Origin of the sequence: Kitasatospora sp. NPDC059648, assembly GCF_042734825.1 — a bacterium.
Taxonomy (GTDB): Bacteria; Actinomycetota; Actinomycetes; order Streptomycetales; family Streptomycetaceae; genus Kitasatospora.
The window spans coordinates 12530-34497 of record NZ_JBHWDU010000089.1 but is presented as its reverse complement, the minus strand read 5'-3'; the positions used below and the strand labels follow the sequence as shown (position 1 = coordinate 34497).

18 protein-coding genes are annotated in these 21968 nt (G+C 73.8%); 7 read left to right on the top strand and 11 right to left on the bottom strand.

The window, feature by feature from the left end; genetic code table 11:
• Positions 1-389: 389 nt before the first annotated feature.
• On the bottom strand, positions 390-1394 hold the full coding sequence (locus ACFV1W_RS33900; RefSeq protein ID WP_380421097.1) for a stage II sporulation protein M: 1005 nt from the start codon (positions 1392-1394) through the stop codon (positions 390-392).
• Positions 1395-1637: 243 nt separating this feature from the next.
• Here ACFV1W_RS33900 and ACFV1W_RS33895 point away from each other — a divergent pair, with 243 nt between their 5' ends.
• Complete coding sequence (locus ACFV1W_RS33895; protein WP_380421096.1) at positions 1638-2630, top strand: RDD family protein; 993 nt, start codon at positions 1638-1640, stop codon at positions 2628-2630.
• Between the two features lie 29 nt (positions 2631-2659).
• Here ACFV1W_RS33895 and ACFV1W_RS33890 read toward each other — a convergent pair whose 3' ends face one another.
• Positions 2660-3301, bottom strand: coding sequence for a hypothetical protein (locus ACFV1W_RS33890; protein WP_380421095.1), 642 nt, complete (start codon positions 3299-3301; stop codon positions 2660-2662).
• A 108-nt stretch (positions 3302-3409) separates the two neighbouring features.
• Here ACFV1W_RS33890 and ACFV1W_RS33885 point away from each other — a divergent pair, with 108 nt between their 5' ends.
• The gene (locus tag ACFV1W_RS33885) at positions 3410-3922 is read left to right on the top strand and encodes a SigE family RNA polymerase sigma factor (protein WP_380421094.1); all 513 of its coding nucleotides are present in this window, start codon (positions 3410-3412) and stop codon (positions 3920-3922) included.
• Positions 3919-4956, top strand: coding sequence for a hypothetical protein (locus ACFV1W_RS33880; RefSeq protein ID WP_380421093.1), 1038 nt, complete (start codon positions 3919-3921; stop codon positions 4954-4956). The genes ACFV1W_RS33885 and ACFV1W_RS33880 overlap by 4 nt, the downstream gene beginning before the upstream one ends.
• A 67-nt stretch (positions 4957-5023) precedes the next feature.
• Here the strand turns inward: ACFV1W_RS33880 and ahcY are convergent, their stop codons facing one another.
• The 6 genes from ahcY to ACFV1W_RS33850 all read right to left on the bottom strand — a co-directional run bounded on the left by ahcY (position 5024) and on the right by ACFV1W_RS33850 (position 11449).
• Positions 5024-6472, bottom strand: coding sequence for an adenosylhomocysteinase (ahcY, locus tag ACFV1W_RS33875; protein ID WP_380421092.1), 1449 nt, complete (start codon positions 6470-6472; stop codon positions 5024-5026).
• 366 nt (positions 6473-6838) lie between these two features.
• On the bottom strand, positions 6839-7816 hold the full coding sequence (locus ACFV1W_RS33870; RefSeq protein WP_380421091.1) for a cation diffusion facilitator family transporter: 978 nt from the start codon (positions 7814-7816) through the stop codon (positions 6839-6841).
• 47 nt (positions 7817-7863) lie between these two features.
• The gene (locus tag ACFV1W_RS33865; protein ID WP_380421090.1) at positions 7864-9108 is read right to left on the bottom strand and encodes an SIS domain-containing protein; all 1245 of its coding nucleotides are present in this window, start codon (positions 9106-9108) and stop codon (positions 7864-7866) included.
• An 84-nt stretch (positions 9109-9192) separates the two neighbouring features.
• A complete protein-coding gene (locus tag ACFV1W_RS33860) occupies positions 9193-9375 on the bottom strand; it encodes a Trm112 family protein (RefSeq protein ID WP_030289948.1) in 183 nt (60 codons plus the stop codon).
• A 162-nt stretch (positions 9376-9537) separates the two neighbouring features.
• A complete protein-coding gene (locus ACFV1W_RS33855; RefSeq protein ID WP_380421089.1) occupies positions 9538-10923 on the bottom strand; it encodes a phosphomannomutase/phosphoglucomutase in 1386 nt (461 codons plus the stop codon).
• A gap of 160 nt (positions 10924-11083) precedes the next feature.
• Positions 11084-11449, bottom strand: coding sequence for a DUF3499 domain-containing protein (locus tag ACFV1W_RS33850; protein WP_380421088.1), 366 nt, complete (start codon positions 11447-11449; stop codon positions 11084-11086).
• A 242-nt stretch (positions 11450-11691) separates the two neighbouring features.
• On the opposite strand from ACFV1W_RS33850, the gene ACFV1W_RS33845 reads away from it, so the two are divergent.
• On the top strand, positions 11692-12144 hold the full coding sequence (locus tag ACFV1W_RS33845; RefSeq protein ID WP_380421087.1) for a metallopeptidase family protein: 453 nt from the start codon (positions 11692-11694) through the stop codon (positions 12142-12144).
• 37 nt (positions 12145-12181) lie between these two features.
• Here the strand turns inward: ACFV1W_RS33845 and ACFV1W_RS33840 are convergent, their stop codons facing one another.
• The 3 genes from ACFV1W_RS33840 to ACFV1W_RS33830 form a co-directional block, all read right to left on the bottom strand.
• Complete coding sequence (locus tag ACFV1W_RS33840; RefSeq protein WP_380421086.1) at positions 12182-13915, bottom strand: DUF5719 family protein; 1734 nt, start codon at positions 13913-13915, stop codon at positions 12182-12184.
• Between the two features lie 6 nt (positions 13916-13921).
• Complete coding sequence (locus ACFV1W_RS33835; protein WP_380421085.1) at positions 13922-17818, bottom strand: glycosyltransferase; 3897 nt, start codon at positions 17816-17818, stop codon at positions 13922-13924.
• 251 nt (positions 17819-18069) lie between these two features.
• Positions 18070-18342, bottom strand: coding sequence for a WhiB family transcriptional regulator (locus ACFV1W_RS33830; RefSeq protein WP_030062195.1), 273 nt, complete (start codon positions 18340-18342; stop codon positions 18070-18072).
• A gap of 621 nt (positions 18343-18963) precedes the next feature.
• On the opposite strand from ACFV1W_RS33830, the gene ACFV1W_RS33825 reads away from it, so the two are divergent.
• The 3 genes from ACFV1W_RS33825 to ACFV1W_RS33815 are packed head-to-tail and all read left to right on the top strand — an operon-like array spanning position 18964 to position 21916.
• Entirely contained in the window at positions 18964-19620 is a 657-nt protein-coding gene (locus ACFV1W_RS33825) for a cysteine dioxygenase (RefSeq protein ID WP_380421084.1), read from the top strand.
• A gap of 41 nt (positions 19621-19661) precedes the next feature.
• Positions 19662-20621 (top strand): 2-phospho-L-lactate transferase, encoded by a 960-nt coding sequence (gene cofD / locus ACFV1W_RS33820; protein WP_380421083.1) that lies wholly within the window; start codon positions 19662-19664, stop codon positions 20619-20621.
• A complete protein-coding gene (locus ACFV1W_RS33815) occupies positions 20618-21916 on the top strand; it encodes a coenzyme F420-0:L-glutamate ligase (protein ID WP_380421082.1) in 1299 nt (432 codons plus the stop codon). The genes cofD and ACFV1W_RS33815 overlap by 4 nt, the downstream gene beginning before the upstream one ends.
• The last annotated feature ends 52 nt before the right edge of the window (positions 21917-21968 follow it).

The window sequence follows — 21968 nt, the reverse complement described above, 5'->3', positions numbered from 1 at the left end:
GGAACGGACACTTCCTTCGGACCGCCTTCCAGCGGGCCCTCCGGGCGCTTCGTTCTTTCGTGTTTCCAGCTTATCAGATGTTTTCCGCTCCGTTTTCCGGAGTTTCATTCATCCGATTCCCGCTGGTGGGATTTCCTCCGAACTTCGCTCGGAAGCTTATCAGGGCTTCCGGTGTGCTCGGTCCGGGGGGTTTTTGCTTTGTCGGAGGGTGCGCATTTCGTGAAACGCGCTCGCCTCGATTCGGCGGTGTCGTAGACACTAGCGCCCGGGACCGACCGTTGTCCAGTCAGTCCCAACCGTTCAAACCTACTAGCCCACCCTCACCACGTCAATGGTTTGGCCGGGATGCGAGAAGACTAGCAGGTCAGCGGCCTGTTGATCACATCGGCTCAGGCCGCGACGGGCTGCAGGTCCGCCCGGTCGGCCGCGTCCACGTCGCCGAACTCTCCGCCGTCCGCGGCCTTCCGACCGAGCACCAGGGCGTACAGGAGGAAGGCCACCTCGGCCAGTACACCGATGGAAATGCGGGCCCAGGTCGGCAGGCCGGACGGCGTCACGAAGGCTTCGAGCACTCCGGAGACCGCCAGCACCGTCGCCAGGCCGATCGACATCCCGATGATCGAGCGGCCCTGTTCCGCCAGCGCCACGGCACGCGTGCGCGGACCGGGGTCGATGACGGTCCAGCCGAGTCGCAGACCGAGGCCGCCGGCCACGAAGACCGCGGTCAGCTCCAGCAGGCCGTGCGGAATGAGCAGGCCGAGGAAGACGTCGAGCCGTCCGGCGGAGGCCATCAGCCCGATGCCCACACCGAGGTTGACCACGTTAGTCCACATCACCAGGAGCACCGGAATGCCCAGCGCGATCCCGTAGAGCAGGCACTGCACGGCGATCCAGGCGTTGTTCGTCCAGACCTGGGCGGCGAAGGAACTGGCCGGCCGGTCCGAGTAGTAGGCCTCGTACTGGCCGCCGGGGCGGGTCATCTCCCGCAGCGCGTCCGCGGTGACGAGGCTGTTGCGGACCTCGGGGTGGGTCGCCATCCACCAGGCGAGCAGCACGGTGGCGGCCACCGAGACGGCGGCGACCGGCACCCACCAGCGGCGGGCGCGGTACAGCGCGGCCGGAAAGCTCACCGTGTAGTAGCGGGCGACGTCCTGCCAGCCGTTGGTCCGGACTCCGGTCACCGCGCTGCGGGCCCGCGAGACCAGCCCGGTCAGCCGGCCGACCAGGGCCGGGTCCGGCGCGGCGGCCTGGACCTTGGCGAGGTGGCCGGTGGCGCGCTGGTAGAGGGTGACCAGCTCGTCGGCCTCCTCGCCGCTGAGCCGGCGCCGACGGGCGAGGGCGTCCAGCCGGGCCCACTCCCCCTGGTGGGTGGCGACGAAGACGTCCAGGTCCATTCGGCGGCTCCATGGTCGGCGATGGCGCGAGACAGCGCGTGCGCGGTCGGGCAGGTACGTACGGACACGTGCGGGCCCAGCATGCCAGGAGCCGCCGCCGGTTCGGCCGCCGGGATCTCACTTCCCGTGCGCCCACCGGGCGCCGTATGTTTGCGGCTGCGGATCAGACTGCGGAGAGCGGGCAGTGGGGGGCCGATCCGACCGCGTTCCCCCGTCCCGCGTGAGCGTGAACGGACAGGTGTCTTGAGCGACCTGGTGACGGGTGAGGCGGTCGTCCTCGACCTGCAGACGGCGAAGCTTCCGAGCAGGGCGCTGGCGATCGTGCTCGACCTGCTCGTCGAGTTCGCCGCCCTGTTCATCTGCACGCTGGTGATGAGCGTCGCCCTGGCCGACCTCGACAGCGCGGCGCTCGCGGCCACCATGCTCGGCATGACGGTGTTCTTCCTGGTCGCCCTGCCGGTGATGATCGAGACGCTCACCCACGGGCGGTCGCTCGGCAAGACCGCGCTCGGCCTGCGGGTCGTGCGCACCGACGGCGGGCCGGTGCGGTTCCGGCACTCGCTGGTGCGCGGGCTGGTCGGCTTCTTCGAGGTGATCGCGATCACCGGCGCCCCGGCCGTGATCACCTCCGCGCTGAACCCGGACGGCAAGCGACTCGGCGACATCTTCGCCGGGACCGTGGTGATCCGCGAACGCACCCCGGGTGTGGGCGGCCCCGCCAGTCCGCTGCCGCCGGTGCACCCGCAGCTGCTGCACGACATGGGCCGCGAGCTGGTCTCGATGGACCTGTCGGCCGTCCCCGAGCCGCTCTGGCTCGCCACCCGCCAACTGCTGGGCCGGATAGGACAGTTGGACCCCACTGTGACCTTCCGGATGTCCGCCGGGCTGGCCGGGGACCTGGCCGCCCGGATCGGGAACCCGGTACCGCAGGGCCTCCACCCGGCCGCCTACCTGGGGGCGGTGCTCACCGAGCGCCAGCGCCGGGAGTGGATGCGCGTCCAGCAGCAGCTCGCGGCGGCGGCCCTCGTCCAGGCGCCGGCCCCGCACCCGGCGGTCATGCCCGACGGCCGACCGCACCGCGTCCTCGGCATGCCCGCGGCGCCCGCACCGGTACCGGCGGCCCCGGCCGCGGCCATCGCCCCGTCCCTCACCAAGCCCGCGCGGCCCACCGCACCGGCGCAGCCCGCCGCACCCGCGCAGCCCGCCCCCGACGCAGGCTTCGCCCCGCCGGCCTGAGCACGCACGCGCCCCGCCCCGCTCTCCCCTTACTCCCCCACCGCCCAGGCGTTCGGCGGCGACGCCAGCTCCTCCAGTTCGATCCCCGCCGCCGCCAGCACCACGTCCCCCGCCAGGTGCACGACCTGCTGCTCCCCCGTCTCCAGGTCCGCCACCTGGTACCGCTCGACCACCAGCGGCCCCGAGTCGGTCTCGTGGGTGTCCACCCCCTCCAGCAGCCACCCCTGGTCGAAGGTGCGCGGCGCCAGCACCGGCTCGGTGAACGCCACCAGCCGCACCCGCGCGCTCGCCCCTTCGCGCAGCCGCAGCATCCGGGCGGTGGCGACCAGGAAGGCCGGCGAGCTCCCGGTGAAGCCGTGCGCCCGGTCGTGCCCCTCCACCGCGTGCTCGCCGCCCGGGTCCGCCGCGTCGGTACGGACCCAGGCCACCCCGTCCACCGCGCCGCCGCGCACCTGCCAGCCGCCCGCCCGCAGCTCCATGCGCAGCGGCCGGGCGCGCGAATCCAGCGTCAGGTCGACGCTGCCGAGCACCCGGCCGTCCGGCGCGTAGGTCTTGGAGACGTACCGCCACCCGGCCGCCCCGGGAGCGCAGCTGAAGCGCTCCTCGCCGAGCAGCAGGCGGTCGTGGCCGAAGGGAGTCGTGGTGTGCAGCGAGTACCGACCGTTGGGCATGCCCGAAGCCTACGTGCGGTCCCGCATGCAACATTCCCCGGAGCCGCGCGCATCAGGGGGGTGGACGGTGCCGGAGAGACGCCGTCGCGACGAGGAGAGGGGGCGCGGATGGCGAAGCGGACGCGCGACGCGGAGTTCACCGAGTACGTGACCTCCAGGAGCAGCTGGCTGCGGAAGGTCGCCTATCTGCTGTGCGGGGACTGGCACCGGGCCGACGACCTGGTGCAGGAGACCATCACCAAGCTGTACGTGCACTGGTCGAAGGCGAGCCGGGCCACGAACCTGGACGGCTACGCCCGCCGGACGCTGGCCAACACGTTCCTCGCCGAGCAGCGGACCTCCTGGTGGCGCCGGACGGTTCGGACCGGCGCCGAACGGGACATCGCGGCCGAGGGCATCGACCTGGACGTCTCGCTCGACCTGCGCCAGGCCTTGGCGGCGCTCCCGCCCCGGCAACGCGCGACGGTCGTGCTCCGGTACTACTGCGACCTGTCGATCGACCAGACGGCCGAGGCGCTGAACTGCTCCTCCGGCAACGTGAAGAGCCAAAGCGCCCGTGCCCTGGACACCCTCCGCCGCACCTTCGTTCCCGCCCCCGCCGTCGCAGAGAGGATGTCATGACTCCCACGGAACACGGTGAGCTGGCCGCCCGTCTGTCGGCCCTGGCCGACGAGCCGGCCCCGCCACCGGGCTTCGACGTCACGGCGTCGATCACCCGGGGGCGGGCCCGCCGGCGCATCCGGCGGGCCGGCGCGGTCGTAGCGGTGTCCGCCGCGACCGCCCTCGTGGTCGGCCTGGCGACGCTGCTGCACCCCGGGAACGGCAACGCGGCTCCCACCGCACCCGCGGCCTCCGGTACCGCGGCCGCCACCCCGGCGCCCCTCCCCACCGGGCCGGCCGTCGACGGCACCCCGCTGCTGACGTCCGAGCTCAAGGTCGGCTGGCTGCCTGACTGGGTGGACCGCGACCACGGCCTCGGCTACGCCAGCGGCAGCTTCGGTTCCAACATCACCGCCTACGAGCCGAAACTGGCCATGCGGCGCCTCCAGATCGTCCTGCTCGCCCCGGGCCCCGAGCCGGCCCTCAACCGCCACCCGGACGAGGCGAAGGTCCCGGCCGAGCCGATCAACGGCCGGACGGCGTACTGGGTCGAGCATCCGACCGAGCCCCGCTACGACACCAGCACCAGGGTCCTGCGCTGGCAGGCCGCCGACGGCCGGTGGGCGCAGATCACGGCGATGCACTACGCCCAGACCCCCATCCCCGACGCCGACCTGGTCCGGATCGCCGAGTCCGTCACGAGCACCAGCCGGGACGTCCCGCTGCCGTTCTGGCTGAGCGGCCTGCCTGCGTCCGTCCGCCCGGACGAGGCCAGTCTGACCCACCCGACCGGCACACCGGTCTGGGAGTCGACGCTCGGCCTGAAGGTCGGCGACAAGGTCGTCAGCGTCGCCGTGGCCCCGGAGGACAGCAAGCTGATGGGTCTCCGCCCCGAGTCGAAGTGCCGGCACGAGGCGGGCCTGCAGATCTGTGCGACCGCGCTCCCCGAGATCCTGCCGCTGCTCGACCAGGTCGGCGGTCTCACGGGCCTGCTGGACCGGGTGCACGTCACCGGCCCGGACGAGAGCACCTGGACCACCAGCAATCTGCGCTGAGCCCGGACGCGCCGGTGGCCGGCACCCACGCGGGGTGCCGGCCACCGGCGTACGGGACGTCACCGCATCAGTAGCGGTACTGCTCCGACTTGTACGGGCCCTCGACCGGAACGCCGATGTAGTCGGCCTGCTCCTGGGTCAGGGTGGTCAGCTTCACGCCCAGCGCGTCCAGGTGCAGGCGGGCGACCTTCTCGTCCAGGTGCTTCGGCAGCACGTAGACGCCGATCGGGTACTGCTCGGTCTTCGTGAACAGCTCGATCTGGGCGATCGTCTGGTTCGCGAAGGAGTTGGACATCACGAAGGACGGGTGGCCGGTCGCGTTGCCCAGGTTCAGCAGGCGGCCCTCGGAGAGGACGATGATGGTGCGGCCGTCGGCCTTGCGCCACTCGTGGACCTGCGGCTTGATCTCGGTCTTCACGACACCGTCGAGCTTGGCCAGGCCGGCCATGTCGATCTCGTTGTCGAAGTGGCCGATGTTGCCCACGATGGCCTGGTGCTTCATCCGGGCCATGTGCGAGGCCATGATGATGTCCTTGTTGCCCGTGGTCGTGATGAAGATGTCGGCGATCTCGACGACGTCGTCCAGGGTCGCGACCTGGTAGCCGTCCATCGCCGCCTGGAGCGCGCAGATCGGGTCGATCTCGGTGACGATGACGCGGGCGCCCTGGCCGCGCAGCGACTCGGCGCAGCCCTTGCCGACGTCGCCGTAGCCGCAGACGACCGCGACCTTGCCGCCGATCAGGACGTCGGTGGCACGGTTGATGCCGTCGATGAGCGAGTGGCGGCAGCCGTACTTGTTGTCGAACTTCGACTTGGTGACCGAGTCGTTGACGTTGATCGCCGGGAACAGCAGCTGGCCGTCACGGTGCATCTCGTACAGGCGGTGGACACCGGTGGTGGTCTCCTCGGTCACGCCCTTGATGGTGGCGGCGACCTCGGTCCACTTGTTCGGGGTGTCCTTGAGGGTGCGGTTGAGCAGCTCCAGGATGATCCGGAACTCGTCGTTGTCCGCGGTGGACGGGTCCGGAGCGGCACCGGCCTTCTCGAACTCGACGCCCTTGTGGATCAGCAGCGTGGCGTCGCCGCCGTCGTCCAGGATCATGTTCGGGGTCTTGCCGTCAGGCCAGGTCAGCGCCTGCTCGGTGCACCACCAGTACTCCTCCAGGGTCTCGCCCTTCCAGGCGAAGACCGGCACGCCCTGCGGGTTCTCCGGGGTGCCCTCCGGGCCGACGGCGATGGCGGCGGCCGCGTGGTCCTGGGTGGAGAAGATGTTGCAGGAGCACCAGCGGACCTCGGCGCCGAGCGCCGTCAGGGTCTCGATCAGCACGGCGGTCTGGATGGTCATGTGCAGCGAGCCGGTGATCCGGGCACCGGCCAGCGGCTGCGACTCGGCGTACTCGGCGCGGATCGCCATCAGGCCGGGCATCTCGTGCTCGGCCAGCTGGATCTCCTTGCGGCCGAACGGCGCCAGGGAAAGGTCGGCGACCTTGAAGTCACCGGTGATGTCGGTCGACATGCGTCTGCTCCTCGCTGATGGGGTGGGGCGGGGCCAAGGTCCGGATGTGCGTTGCGCATGGCGAGCCGTCCGGGTGCACGGCTACGCCGGGGCGACCTGGTCCGGGGGTGCGGACCGCGGTTCCCCGCTGCGCAGCACAAACCGTCGGAGGACCTCTCTCCCTCGACCGGCGCACACCCCTGGGGGCACGGACCGCCGATCGACCGCCATCAGCAGCGACGTTCTGGCTCTGGTGACGAATCTACACCGGCAGCCCCACCGGGCGTCCGGGGATGAACGATTTCGGTCGCCGATCCGACCGCCGCTCGACCCCGGCCCGGGGGCACCCGACCGGGGGGGCCGCCCGCGAGCCGGGCGGACGGCGCGTCAGTGCGCCGCGGCCGGCCCGGGGCCGCCCGGGGTGGCCGTCGGGTCCTCGCCCGCGGCGGCCTTCTCGGCGCTGTAGACGTCCGGTTCCAGGTAGATCGCCCGGGCGATCGGGACGGCCGCCCGGACCCTCTCCTCGGCCGCGTCGATGGCGGCCGCCACCCGGGCGGCGCTGTCCTCCGCGTTGACGGCGATCTTGGCGGCGACCAGCAGTTCCTCGGGCCCGAGGTGCAGGGTGCGCATGTGGATCACCCCGGTGACGGTCTCGCCGTCCACCAGCGCGGCCCGGATCCGCCGCACCGATCCCTTGTCGGCGGACTCGCCGAGCAGCAGCGACTTGGTCTCCAGCGCGAGCACCACGGCGATCAGCACCAGCAGCACGCCGATGCACAGGGTGCCGATGCCGTCCCAGACGCCGTTGCCGGTGGCCACCGTGAGCGAGACGCCGAACATCGCCAGCACCAGGCCGATCAACGCGCCGGCGTCCTCCAGCAGCACCACCGGCAGCTCCGGCGCCTTGGCGGTGCGGATGTACTGCACCCAGCCCTGACCGCCCTTGGCCTTGGCGGACTCGCGCACCGCGGTGAGGAAGGACCAGCCCTCCATCGCGATGGCGAAGAGCAGCACGCCCACCGCCCAGCCCCAGGACTCCAGCGCCTCGGGGTGGTTGACCTTGTGCCAGCCCTCGTAGACCGCGAACAGGCCGCCGACGCTGAACAGCACGATGGCCACCAGGAAGCCGTAGACGTAGCGCTCGCGCCCGTACCCGAACGGGTGCTCCTCGTCCGCCGCCCGGCGCGCCCGCTTGCCGCCGATCAGCAGCAGCACCTGGTTGCCGGAGTCGGCCACCGAGTGCACGCCCTCGGCCAGCATCGAGGAGGAGCCGGTGAAGCCGAAGGCGGTGAACTTCGCCGCCGCGATCGCCAGATTCGCGGACAGCGCCGCCACCAGTGCCTTCGTCCCGCCCTCAGTGCTCATGCGCCCCAACCTATCGGCAGCACGCTCAGGCCCGCGCGGCACGGCGCTCAGGACTGCGCGGCGGCGAGCCCCAGGTAGACGGCGGCGAAGTCGGTCAGCGCGATCAGGTCGGCCAGCGCGTGCAGCGGGTCCGGGAGGGTGCTCGCGTACTCCGTCAGCCGGACCTCGTGGGCGGCGGCCAGCCGGTGCGCCCGGCTGACGCCGAAGCTGCGCGGCCGCTCGTCGCCCTCGGTCACCTCGGCGGGGCCGTCCTGCTCCTCCGAGGAGCCGGTACCGGGGACGTGCCGCAGCAGCAGGACCTGGAGGTGCAGCGGATCGGGCTCCTCGACCCGGTCGCGGAAGAAGTCGTCCGGGTCCGCGCCCGCGCCCAACTGGCCGGTGAACATGCCGCGGTGGGCGGTCAGCACCTGCGGCAGCGCCCCGGCCAGCGCCGGGCGGCCCGCCCGGTCGGCCAGCTGGGCGGCGAACCGGGTGGCGGCAGCGCCGGCGACCGGGCCCTCGGCCCACAGCAGCGGGACCGTCCCGGCCAGCCGGGCGGCCAGCCCCTTCGCCGGGTTGGTGTACGCGGCGGCGTCCGGGCGGCAGCGCACGGCAGTGGCGTCCAGGAGGTCGGCGACGGCCGGCAGCGCGTCGTACGGCAGCTGCGTGAGGCCGAGCTTCTGGGCGAGCGCCAGCAGCGGGGCCAGGTGGGACCACAGCGCGGCCGGGTCCTCGGGCGGCAGGTCCGGTTCGGCGGCCGGCACGGCGGGCAGCCCCTCGTCGGGCATCACGGCGGCGACGTACGGCAGCGGCAAGGCCCGCACCTGCAGCGCCGCCTCGGCCAGCGGGCTGCCGGCCGGGGCGGTGACGACGATGGCGCAGCCGCGCGCGTACGCCTGCTCGGCGAGCCTGATCAGGCCCTGTTCGCCGCCGTCGGCGGAACTGACCACCAGCAGGTCGAGCGGGCCGACCCAGCCGGGCAGCTGCCAGCCGAGCCCGGCGGTGAAGGCGGGCGGGGCGCCGGCCCGGTCGGCGCGCGGGGCCGCGGCCTCGGTCGGCGGCAGCGGGGTGACCAGCGCGGAGGAGCCGGAGAGCACGGCGAGGATCTCGGCCGCCGTCAGGGCACTGCCGTGCCCGGCGACCAGGACGGCGCGCGGGCGGCCGTCCGGGCGCAGCCGGTCGAGGCCGGCCGCGTCGGACTGCCGCAGCGCGGTGCGGACCCGGGCGCCGGCCCCGGCCAGGGCCAGCAGGGCGCGGTCGTGGTCGGCGCGCTGGAGGGCGGCCGGGTCGTCGAGCAGGGTGTCGTCGAGCATGCGGCGGGCCTCCGGCTGTCCTGTGGTCGACGGGCGCGGGCGGGGCTTCCGCCCCGGGGGCGTGTCCGACACGCCCCAACAGGATCAGGCCGGGCGGCGGGCCTCGTCCACCAGAAGAACCGGAATGCCCTCGCGGACCGGGTACGCGAGGCCGCAGTCCGCGCCGGTGCAGACCAGCTCGGGCTGCTCCTCGGTGCCGCCCTCGGTGAGCGCGGCCCGGCACTGCGGGCAGACCAGGATCTCCAGCAGGAAGGATTCGAGCTTCATGGGGCTCTCCAAAGTTCGGTGGTGGCACGGAGGTGCCCCGGCCGATAGGCAACCCTACCGGCCGGGGCACCGCGTGCTTCGGTCAGGCGCGCTCCGCCGGAGCGCGGACGGGCGCTGGGCTCGGCCCCTGACGGGCGCGGGGCCCGGCCCCGACGACGGGGCTCAGCCGCGGACGACGGCCAGCACGCCGTCGCGCAGCTCGGCCATCCGCGCCGGGTCCTTGGCCTCGACGTTGAGTCGCAGCAGCGGCTCGGTGTTGGAGGCGCGCAGGTTGAACCACCAGTCCGGGCCGGCCACGGTGAGGCCGTCCAGCTCGTCCACGGTGGTGCCCTCCAGGCCGGCGTAGGCGGCGCGGACGGCGGCGGTGCTGGCGGCCTGGTCGGCGACGGTGCTGTTGATCTCGCCGGAGGCGGCGTAGCGGTCGTACTCGGCGGTCAGCTCGGACAGGGTGCGCTCCTGCCCGCCGAGCGCGGCCAGCACGTGCAGCGCGGCCAGCATGCCGGTGTCGGCGCGCCAGAAGTCGCGGAAGTAGTAGTGCGCGGAGTGCTCGCCGCCGAAGACGGCGTCGGTGGCGGCCATCTCCTGCTTGATGAAGGAGTGGCCGACCCGGGTGCGCACCGGGGTGGCACCGAGCTCGCGGACCACCTCGGGGACGGTCCAGGAGGTGATCAGGTTGTGGATGATCGTCGGCTCGGTCTCACCGGCGGCCTTGGCGCGGGCGATCTCGCGGGCGGCGACCAGGGCGGTGATCGCGGACGGGGAGACCGGCTCGCCGCGCTCGTCGACGACGAAGCAGCGGTCGGCGTCACCGTCGAAGGCCAGGCCGATGTCGGCGCCGACCTCGCGGACCTTGGCCTGGAGGTCGACCAGGTTCTTCGGGTCGAGCGGGTTGGCCTCATGGTTCGGGAAGGTGCCGTCCAGCTCGAAGTACATCGGGACGAGCTCGATCGGCAGGCCGTCGAAGACGGTCGGCACGGTGTGGCCGCCCATGCCGTTGCCGGCGTCCACGGCGACCTTCAGCGAGCGGATCGCGGTGAGGTCGACCAGGCCCAGCAGGTGGTCTGCGTAGCCGCGCAGGGTCTCCTGCTCGGAGAGCGCGCCGGGCTCCACGTCGCGGGCCGGGACGGTGACGGTGTCGTCCTCGGCGGTCCAGGACTCGACCAGCTCGCGGATCTCGGACAGGCCGGTGTCCTGGCCGACCGGGGCGGCGCCGGCCCGGCAGAGCTTGATGCCGTTGTACTGGGCCGGGTTGTGGCTGGCGGTGAACATCGCGCCGGGCAGGTCGAGCTTGCCGCTGGCGTAGTAGAGCTGGTCGGTCGAGCAGAGGCCGATCTGCACCACGTCGGCGCCGTAGGCCGCAGCGCCCTCGGCGAAGGCCCGGCTGAGCGACGGGGAGGAAGGCCGCATGTCGTGGCCGACCACGATCGCGGACGCGCCGGTGACCTGCACGAACGCGGCGCCGAAGGCCCGGGACAGGCTCTCGTCCCACTGGTCCGGGACGACCCCTCGGACGTCGTACGCCTTCACGAGCTGCTTGAGGTCGCGCACTGCGGCTCCACCCTGGTTCTGTCTGATCGATACGTCGGCCACCCGCCCGTTCGGTCGACGGGGCGCGGTGAGGTCAGACGGGCAGCGTACCCGGGCCGGGCGAACGCATCGTGCCGGGTGAGGGCGGCGGGGTCCGCCGGCGGGGCCCGCCGGCAGGAACTCAGTTGTCGGGCGAGCGCAGCACCCGGAGGTGGCCGCGGCGGCCGCCCTCGGTGGACTCCCCCTCGGGGGCGCGGACCTGACGGGGGGTCGGCGGGCGGGCGGCCTCGCGGACGGCGTTGGCGAGGGCCTCCAGGTCGTCGCTGCTGCGGCGCAGCGGTCCGGCCTCGGCGGCGAGCCGGACGACCTCCCAGCCGCGGGGGGCGGTGAGCCGCTCGGCGTGCTCGGCGCACAGGTCGTAGCAGTGCGGCTCGGCATAGGTGGCGAGCGGGCCCAGCACGGCGGTGGAGTCCGCGTAGACGTACGTCAGCGTCGCGACGGCCGGTCGGCCGCACGCGGTCCGCGAACAACGACGTACAGAGCTCACGAGGGTGGACGGTACCGCACTCCCCGCCGGGGAGCGAAGACCGCCTGCCCGGCGGGGGTGCCGTGTCGCGGTCCGCGCGCCCGCGCGAACGCCCCGGCCGGGCCCGGGGGGGCGCCCCCGGCGCGCCGTGCGGCTCCCGACGCGCCGCTCGCTCCGGCCGTCCGGGCACGCGCCGTCGCCCCGGCGATTCCCCGTCGGAGTGGTCCACTTCCGACCCGCCAAGGACTACTCTCGGCAGTGATATGGACAGCTCCGCACCGCAGTCATCGACAGGCCCTTCGCGCCGCCCCCGGCACCGCGACCGGCACGGCAGGGGGCTGCGCGGCCCGCTGGCGCCGCCCCAGGTGCCGATCTCGCTCACCCGCTCCGAACTGTTCGACGACTACGTGCGCGAGTCGGTGGAGCGGCTGGAGCGGCGGTGGCCGCAGCTGATCGAGGTGGAGTTCGCCGTGCAGGAGGTGCCGCTGCACGAGGCGGACGGCGCCGACGCCGAGGACGGCGTACCGCTGGGCCGGGTGTCCCCCGGCGAGAAGGGCCGCAAGAGCCAGATCGTGGTGTACCGGCGGCCGGTGGAGATCCGGGCGAAGACCCGGGAGGACCGGGCCGCGCTGGTGCACGAGATCCTGATCGAGCAGGTGGCCGAGCTGCTGGGGCTGTCCCCGGACGCGATCGACCCGCGCTACGACGAGGACTGACCCTTCCGGGGCCCCGCGGAGCCCCGGAAGGGCAGGGTCAGCGCAGCACGACGCCCGGGTCCTGGGCAGCCTGCGGGACCTGGACGGTGCTGTGGTCGTCGCGCAGCGCCTGGACGGTGAACATCGGCACGTCCTTGTTGGGGACGGAGAGCATCCGGGCCGCGACCACCGGGCCGCCGGACTCGGTCTCCACGGTGAGCGCGAAGACCCCGTTCAGCCCCGCGGGCTCGGGCGCCGGGACGGCGACCGTGCCGCCGGCCGGGAGTTGGACCTCCTTGGTCGCCGGCGTGCCGCCGCCGCTGCCGGCCGAAGCGGTGACCTTGACGGTGGCGGCGTCGCCGGTGGAGGTCAGGAACAGCGTGGAGGCGCCGGCCCGGTTGTCGGCGACGGTGGCGCGGGCGCCGACCGGGTTGCTGCCGGTGAGCCAGGCGGCGTCGCTCTTGCCGTTGCCGCCCGTGCGGTCGATCCGCAGGCCGGCCACGACCGGGACGGCGTGCTTGTCGTCGCTGGGCGACAACCGCAGTCCGGCGACCTCGTCCCTGGTGACCTTGCCGAGGTCCACGGCGGCCACCATGCCCGCCTTGACGTGGATCGACTCGTTGCCGGCCGGGGTGAACCAGCCGTTCTTGCCGGAGAGCTGGATCTTCAGGTCGGCGTCGTCGTCCGTCGGCGCCCAGACCACCAGGCGGGCCGCGGCGGTGTCGGCGGGCAGGCCGGGCAGCACCTGGGTGGGGGCCGGGTCGGCCGAGGCGGGGACCCAGTCGGCGCCCTTGGAGCCGTCGGCGGCGTGCAGCGCGGCGCCGACCCGTCCGGAGCGGACCACCACGTGCACGGCGAGGTCGGTGACGGCGCCCTTGCTGAGGGTCGACAGCAGGACGGACTGCGAGCTGCCGGGGGCGACGGTGATGCCGTTGGCGGCGTCGTTCTCGATCAGGCCCTTGTCGCCGTACAGCTGGATGTCGACCACGGCGGCGGAGGACTCGGGGTTGACCAGGCTGAGGTAGTCGACCCGGTCGCCGGCCGTGCTGGCCCCGGCGAACCAGAAGCTGGTGTTCTCCGGGGTGCAGGTGAGGCCGGACAGGCCCAGGCCGCGCTGCTCGGTGACCACGGTGGTCTGGGTGACGGTGAAGCCGGGGGCGAGCGCGCCGGTGGCGACGGCCCCGGTGCCGGGCGCGCCGTCGCCGTTGGTGGCCGGGCCGGTGGCCGGAGTGCCGGGCTTGGTCAGGGTCAGCTTGGCGTCGGCGGGCGCGGCGTTCTTGTCAGGGCCCGGGGTCGCCGAGCCGCTCGGGGCGGCGGTGGACGAGCCGCTCGGGGCCGCGGCGGGCGATCCGTTCGGAGGCGCGGAGGCCGGGGCCGAGGGGGCGGCGGTCGGCGGCGTCGCGGGGGCGGACTGGTCGGAGAGCCAGCCCGCGCCGCCGGTCGCGGAGCCGGTGCCGGGCGGGGTGTAGGCGGTGAGCGTGGTCGAGCCGGTCAGCCCCTGGAACGGCTGCGGGCAGACCGCCGCCGTCCGCTCCACCTGGGCGGTGCTGGGGGCGCCCCCGGCATCCGCCTTGGCCGGGCCGGCCGGCGGGCGCGTTTCGGCGATCCCGAGGACCGCCGCCAGCACCACGGCCGCGGCCAGCAGGGACCGGGTGGTCGTCCCGGCGGAGCGGCCGGGGAGCTCGACCGCCGCGCGGGCGGGCTCCCCGGCCCCGGCCGGCTCGACGGCCGCGGGCTCGAAGGCCTCCTCGGGCCCGGCGCCGGACTTCTTCCTGAAAGCGGGCTTCTTCATCGCGGGTCAGTTCCCCGATCCGTGCTGGTGCGGAGGGTAGTGCGCGGCGGAGTGGCCGGTGCCGCCCGGGTCGCTGGGGTCGTAGTACGGCTCGCCCTGCTGCTGGCCCGGCAGCCAGGCCTGCTGGGCCTGCCCGGGCTGCTGCTGGTAGGGGTCGTAGCCGTACTGCTCCTGCGGGTACTGCTCGTAGCCCTGCTGTTCGTAGCCGTGCTGCTCATAGCCCTGCTGCTCGTAGCCCTGCTGCGGGTACGCCTGCTGCTGGTGGCCGTCGTACGCCCGGCCGTCGTACCCCTGGCCGCCGTAGGGCGCAGCCGCCGGCTGCTGGGCCGCGTACTGGTCGTAGCTGTACGGGTCGGCCTGCTGGTACGACTGGTACGGGTCGGTGTACGGCTCCGACTCCTGGACGGCGGCGGCCGCCTGGACCGCCCCGGTCACCGGCTCGCCGGCGGACTGCGCCGGGACGGCGCCCGGCCCGCCGTCGTACACACCGGGCTCCTCGGCGCCGGGCTCGCCGCCCTCGCCGCGCTCGGCCATCCGGCGGGCCCGACGACTGCCGGGGGCGGGGGCCTGCGCCTGGGCGGCGGCCAGCGCGGCGGCGGCCACCACCTCCTCGGGCAGGTCGTCGTCCTTGTGGCTGCGGCGGCCCGGCAGGGCCAGTACCAGGACGGTGAGCCCGAGCAGTACCTGGGCCCAGATCCAGCCGGTGTGGACGAGGCTGTCCTCGCGGGTGACGCTCAGCTTGCCGCCGGCGGCCGGGAGCTTGAAGCCCTGCGCCCAGCCGTCGACCGTGGTGGGCTCCAGGGCGGTGCCGTTCACGGTGGCCTTCCACTCGGGGGCGGCGGACTCGGCGAGCCGCAGCACCCGGCCGTCCGGACCGGCCGGAACGGTGGTGGAGAGGTCGCGGACCCCGGCCGGGACGACCACCGGGGTGGCGCCCGGGGCGGTGATCACCGCGCGCACCGCGGGGGCGCCGTTGACCTGCCAGAGCGCGGTGTCGCCCTCCTGGTTGGCCTTGACCAGGCCGGGGGTGGCGTCCAGGACGTCCTTGAAGGCGTTGACGGCCTGGCGCTCGACCAGCACGTAGGCGACGCCGTAGCCGGCCAGGGCGTTCGCCTGGTCGGCGCCGGAGCCTGCCAGCAGGTTGCCGACCATCTTGTTCAGGCCGTCCTGGGTGCCGGTGGCCGGGTCGACGGTTGACTCCGCCTGGCCGAGGGTCAGGCCGGCGCCGCGCAGCACGGTGTAGCGGACGGCGCCCTTCTGCCCGGTGACGACCAGGGTGCGGGCCCGGTCGGTGGTACCGGCCTCCTCGGCGATGAAGGCGGGCACCTGGCCGGCGCCGGCGCGGTGCAGCGGACCGTCGGCGCCGGTCAGCGCCCACCACAGGCCGGTGCCCAGCGGGGCCAGCACCGCGGCGGCCACCACCAGGGCGGCGACCGGCTGGCGCCAGCCGAAGGCGATCCCGGCGACGCGGGCGTTGGCGCCGTCGGCACCGATCGCGGCGGCGGCGAGCAGGGCGATCCCGGCGATCAGGGTGGCCGGCCCGGCCCAGGCGGGCACCGCCGGGCCGCCGGAGGCCGGGGTGACGGAGGTGCCCGCCACCGCGACCGCGAAGAGCAGGCCGGCGCCGGCCGCGCCCCAGGCGGCGAGCACCGCGCGGCGCCGGTCGGCGCGCAGCAGCGCGGCCAGTGCGGCCAGGACGACACCGGCGGAGAGCCAGACCGGCGGCACCCCGGCGCCGCCCGGGTTGACCAGCAGCAGGCCGGCCGCGCTCGCCCCGGCGCCGTGCAGCCCGGGCAGCCCGGCCTCCAGCAGCAGCCACTGCGGGTGCGACAGCACCTTCAGCGACCAGGGGGCGAGCACCGCGACCGGCACCGCGAGGATCACCAGCACGCGCAGGCCGAGCAGCCGCAGCGCCGTACCGCCGGTGCCGAAGGCGCCCCCGCGCAGCACCGCGACGACCAGCGTCGCCAGGCACAACGGCACGGCGAGCGCCCAGGTCAGCGGGACGAAGGCGGTGGCCAGGGTGAGCATCAGGACGGTCATCCAGACCGGCCGCCAGCCGGGGCGGGCGCCCTTGGCCGCGCTCTCCTGACGGATGCCGAGACCGGCCGCGATCGCGGCGGCGCGGGCCAGCGGCGGCAGCAGCACTGCGAGGACGGCGGTGCCGATCCGGCCCTGGGCGAGCGCCCCGGTCGCGGCGGGCAGCAGCGCGTAGGTGGCGCTGGCCCAGGCCCGGACCAGCTTGGAGTCCAGCAGCGGCCGGGACACCAGGTAGGCGCTGACCGCGGCCAGCGGGACGGTGAGCACCACCAGCAGGGTGAGCGCGAGGTCGGCGTGGCCGAACAGCAGCCAGGAGAGCACCGCGAGCACCCCGAGGTACGGCGGCGCGGCGGCGGTGGAGCCGGTGCCGATCGGGTGCCAGGCGTCCGCGTACATCGACCACAGGCCGCCCGCGCCGTCGGAGGCGGGCAGCAGGGCGCCGCCGAACAGCTCGCCGCCGCCGAACAGGCCGCGACAGGCGACCAGGGCGAACACCAGCAGGGCGGCGAACAGCACCGGCGCGGGGCGCCGGGCCAGCTTCTTGAGCAGCGCGAACTGCTCGACGACGAGGTCCTCGCCGTCCTCGTCGCCGCCGGCCTCCACCGAGCCGTGGCGGCTGCCGGAGTCGTCGCCGCCCCCTATTCCGAGCGAGCCGATCACGCCCTCGACGGCGAGCCGGGTGGTCGCGCCGGGGGCCGGGAACAGCGTGCGGTCGTCCAGGGCGTCCGCCGCCCTGGTCCGGGCGCGCTGCTTGCGGGCGGCCAACAGCCTCGGGAAGCGGACGAGTTCGTGGCCGAGGCCGGCCAGTTCGTCGACGGCCTGGCGCGGGTCCTTGCCGAGCAGGTTGGTGACGGCGCGCACCAGGGTGCCGAGCACCAGGCGCAGCAGCACGTACGGGAAGAGCGCACCCCTGCAGTTGGCGAGCAGGGCGTAGACGGCGCCGGCCTTGTCCACCCGGTGCGGGTGGGCGGGGCCGCAGTCGATCGCCCGACGCTCTCGGCTGGCCGCCTCGGCGTGCCGCAGCACCGCCTCGGGGGCTACCACCACGCGGTGGCCGGCGGCGTTGACCCGCCAGCAGAAGTCGGTGTCGTCCCGCATCAGCGGGAGGGCCTTGTCGAAGCCGCCGAGCTCCTCGAAGACGTCCCGGCGCACCAGCATGCCCGCGCTGGAGACGGCGAGCACCGGGCGGACCTGGTCGTGCTGGCCCTGGTCCTGCTCCCGGCGGTCGAGGCCGGTCCAGCGGCGGCCGGAGCGGGCGATGGTGACGCCGACCTCCAGCAGCTGGCGGCGGTCGTACCAGCTGCGCAGCTTGGGGCCGACCACGCCGGCGCTCGGGGTGGAGTCGGCGACCTGGAGGAGTCGGCGCAGCGCGTCGGTCTGCGGCTCGCAGTCGTCGTGCAGCAGCCAGAGCCACTCGACCGGCTGGGTCTCGCGCGGGCCGCCGCGGCCGAGGTCGTCCTCCTGGCCGAGCGGGTCGCCGAAGTCGTCCCAGTCGCCGGTGACCGGGTCGTAGCCGGAGGGGTCGAGCCGGTACGGGAGGTCCTCCGGGCGCAGGGGCGCGGCTCCGGAGACGGCCTCCGCGACGGCGGTGCCGAAGCCGGCCCGGCGGCCGAGCACCAGCGGGCCGCTCTCGGGCAGCCAGTCGGCGAGGGTGTCGGCGAGCAGCTGCGGGGAGTTGTCGGTGGATCCGGTGTCGACGGCGAGGATCCGCTGGACCTGGCGGTCCTGGCCGAGCAGGCCGGCCAGGGCCTGCGGCAACCAGCGGGCGCCGTCGTGCGAGACGATCACCGCGGTGACCAGGTGGCGCGGGTAGGCGGGCGGCCTGGCAGCGGTGAAGCCGCTCTGGTGGCTGTAGACGGTCATCGAGTGCGCGGGCCCCAGTTCTCGGTGGACACAGCCGGTGAACGGCAACCGGATGGCGCACCACACTAACGGCTCCCGATGGCCGTCTCGTGCGCGGTGCCGGTGCGGAGGCGGTGAAGAAGGGCCCGGGGAGGAGCGGAAGAGGCGGCCCGGGAACGCGAAAGCGCCCCACCGTCGCGGTGAGGCGCTCGTACAACTGTGTGGCCCTCCTCCGTTGGCGGAGGGTCAGCGGGAGCCGGAGGCCGCCGCGCTCAGACCGCGCTCTTCTTGAGCCTACGGCGCTCGCGCTCGGAGAGTCCGCCCCAGATGCCGAAACGCTCGTCATTGGCAAGGGCGTACTCCAGGCATTCCGAGCGGACTTCGCAGGCGAGGCAGACCTTCTTGGCCTCGCGGGTAGAGCCGCCCTTCTCGGGGAAGAAGGACTCGGGGTCGGTCTGGGCGCACAACGCGCGCTCCTGCCAACCGAGTTCCTCCTCGTCCTCCGCGATGCCGTCCCCGATCAACAGCTCAAAGAGCTCGCTCATGTGGCGCGCCTCCTCTGCCCCTACTTGGCGTCCCCGTGGTTGCCGTTGCCTCGTGCGGCTGACGACACGAGTGAAATTACAGTTGCGTCACTCTGGCCCAGTCAAGCCGAGCTCTGGTATTGAGGCCGGGATTCACTCACTGGCACCAAGCCGTTACGAATAGTGTACATATTCGGACACATCGGACCTTCAGTCCGAAAGCCCCGGACAGCAGCGAAATATCCGCAAGCATTCGCGAAATGACGCCCGGTCATCGTCACAGGCCGGTCATCGGCCTGCCTTCCCGGCGATCTTCCCATCGAAACATAGAGAGTGATGAATCACCCCATCCGGGCAAGATCCGCACCTAATCCACTCGAATGCCGCAGTCTCCGAGTTGACACCGACCCGGCGGATGCGATGTCCTTGCCCTTATGTCAGAGTTCGCCAGCCCCCGGAGCGGTTCCACGCTCCGCCGTGCCGTGAACTCCTGTTGTCGCCTCTGTTCCTGCTGTATCTAGGCGCCCGCGTCCCACCGCGCGCCGCCCCCAGGAAGCACAGAGGCCGCCCGCGATTCCCGCCCCAGGACATCCCGGATCCGGCTGCTCCCCGAACCAGCCGACTCATCCGAGGACGACTACCGTGCGCATGATCCGCATCCGCAGGCGGAACCGCGACCGCAACAAGCTCGCCCGCCTGGGCCTCTCCCCCGCCGTCCGCCGCACGGACGGACACCGCTGGGCGGACGGTCTCAGCGACGTCTCCATCGCCGGCGACCCACTCGCCTTCCCCCACCTCGCCCGCACCGACCTGCCCGGCCACCCCACCACCGTCGCCGAGTACGCCCGGCTGGTCCGCGAGATCGCCGCCGACCGCGCCCGCTGGGAGCCGCTGGTCCGCTACGACGCACTCTCCCGCTGGTACGCCCGGCTGGAGACCGGCCCGGGGTACGAGGTCTGGCTGCTCAGCTGGCTGCCCGGCCAGAGCAGCGGCTTCCACGACCACGGCGAGTCCTCCGGCGTGATGACCGTCGTCCGGGGCGAGCTGATCGAACGCTCCCTCACCCTCCCCCAGCCTTCGGCCGGGGGGACCCCCAGCGGCTCAGCCGCCCGCACCCTGCGCCCCGGCGGGCAGCGGGTGTTCTCCTCCGGCTACCTGCACGAGGTGGTCAACGGCGCGCTCGAACCCGCCGTCTCCATCCACCTCTACACCCCGGGCCTGACCGAGATGAACCAGTACGGCGCCGCCGCCACGGCCGTCCCCGAACAGCACCCGCGGGAGCAGGCCGAGCGGCATTGAGCGCGGACTGACGAAGAGTCCGACCGTGGCAGGATGACTCCATGCGCATCGTGGCACTGGCAGGCGGAATCGGCGGGGCGCGCTTCCTGCGCGGGCTCCTCGCGGCGGTCGGACCGCAGGACGAGATCACCGTCATCGGCAACACCGGTGACGACATCCACCTCTACGGCCTCAAGGTCTGTCCCGACCTCGACACCGTGATGTACACCCTCGGCGGCGGGATCAACGAGGAACAGGGCTGGGGCCGGACCGACGAGACCTGGTCGATCAAGGCCGAGATGAAGGAGTACGGCGTCGGCCCCGAGTGGTTCGGGCTCGGCGACCGGGACTTCGCCACCCACCTCGTCCGCAGCCAGATGCTCACCGCCGGGTACAGCCTCAGCCAGGTCACCGAGGCGCTGTGCGTGCGCTGGAACCCCGGCGTGCGGCTGCTGCCGATGAGCGACGACCGGGTCGAGACCCACGTGCGGATCACCGACGAGCAGGGCACCCGGGCCGTCCACTTCCAGGAGTACTGGGTCAAGCTGCACGCCGCCGTCGACGCCGAGGCGATCGTCCCGGTCGGAGCGGACACCGCCAAGCCCGCGCCCGGCGTGCTGGAGGCCCTCGCCGAGGCCGACGTCATCCTCTTCCCGCCGTCCAACCCGGTCGTCTCGATCGGCACCATCCTCGCCGTCCCCGGCATCCGGGAGGCCGTCGCCGCCTCCCCGGCGCCGGTCGTCGGGCTCTCCCCGATCATCGGCGGGGCCCCGGTGCGGGGCATGGCCGACAAGGTGCTCGCCGCCGTCGGCGTCGAGGCCACCGCCGAGGCGGTCGCGCTCAACTACGGCCCCGACCTGCTCGACGGCTGGCTGGTGGACACCGCGGACGAGAAGGCTGTCGCCGCGGTCGAGGCCGCCGGGATCGCCTGCCGGGCCGTCCCGCTGCTGATGACCGACGTCGAGGCCACCGCCGAGATGGCCCGGACGGCGCTGGCCCTCGCCGAGCGGGTACGGAAGTGATCCCGGCGCTGGAGGTCCTGGGGGTCGAGGGGATCCCCGAGGTCGACGCCGGGGCGGACCTCGCCGGACTGATCGCCAAGGCCGGGACGTACCGGGACGGCGACATCCTGCTGGTCACCTCGAAGATCGTCAGCAAGGCCGAGGGCCGGCTGCTGCACACCGCCGACCGTGACGCCGCGATCGACGCCGAGACCGTCCGGGTGGTCGCCCGGCGCGGACCGGCCCGGATCGTCGAGAACCGCAACGGCTTCGTCATGGCCGCCGCCGGGGTCGACGCCTCCAACACCGCCCCCGGCACCCTGCTACTGCTTCCCGAGGACCCGGACGCCTCCGCGCGGGCGCTGCGCGCCCGGCTCCAGCAGCTCACCGGGCGCCGGCTCGCCGTCGTCGTCACCGACACCTTCGGACGGCCCTGGCGCAACGGGCTCACCGACGTCGCGATCGGCGCCGCCGGGCTGTCCGTACTGGAGGACCACCGGGGGCGCACCGACAGCCACGGCAACGAGCTGGTGCTCACCGTCACCGCGACCGCCGACGAGCTCGCCGCCGCCGCCGACCTGGTCAAGGGCAAGGCCACCGGCGTCCCGGTCGCGATCGTCCGCGGGCTCGGACACCTGGTCACCGCCGAGGACGGCGACGGCACCCGGCCGCTGGTGCGCCCCGCCGCCGACGACATGTTCCGGCTCGGCACCTCCGAGGCACTGCGCCGGGCCGTCACCCTGCGGCGCACCGTCCGCTCCTTCACCGCCGACCCGGTCGACCCGGCCGCCGTCCGGCGCGCGGTGGCCGCCGCGGTCACCGCGCCCGCGCCGCACCACACCACGCCCTGGCGCTTCGTGCTGCTGGAGTCCGCCGAGACCCGGGTCCGGCTGCTCGACGCGATGCTCGGCGCCTGGCAGCGCGACCTGCGCGAACTCGACGGCTGGGACGAAGCCCGGATCGCCCGCCGCACCGCCCGCGGCAACGTGCTGCGGGACGCGCCGTACCTGGTGGTGCCGTGCCTGGTGACGGACGGGTCGCACGACTACCCGGATCCGCGGCGGGCCGCGGCGGAGCGGGAGATGTTCACGGTGGCCGCGGGGGCCGCGGTGCAGAACCTGCTGGTCGCGCTGACGGGCGAGGGGTACGGGTCCGCCTGGGTTTCCTCGACGATGTTCTGTCGGGACACGGTGCGGGGGGTGCTGGACCTGCCGGAGGGGTGGGACCCGATGGGGGCCGTCGCGGTCGGCCGACCGGCGGAGGAGCCGCGGGAGCGGCCGGAGCGAGGGGTGGACGGGTTCGTCGTGGTGCGGTAGGGGGTTGGTGTTCGGGGGGTGGGCTCTCGGGAGGGTGGGTGCCGGGGCGGTT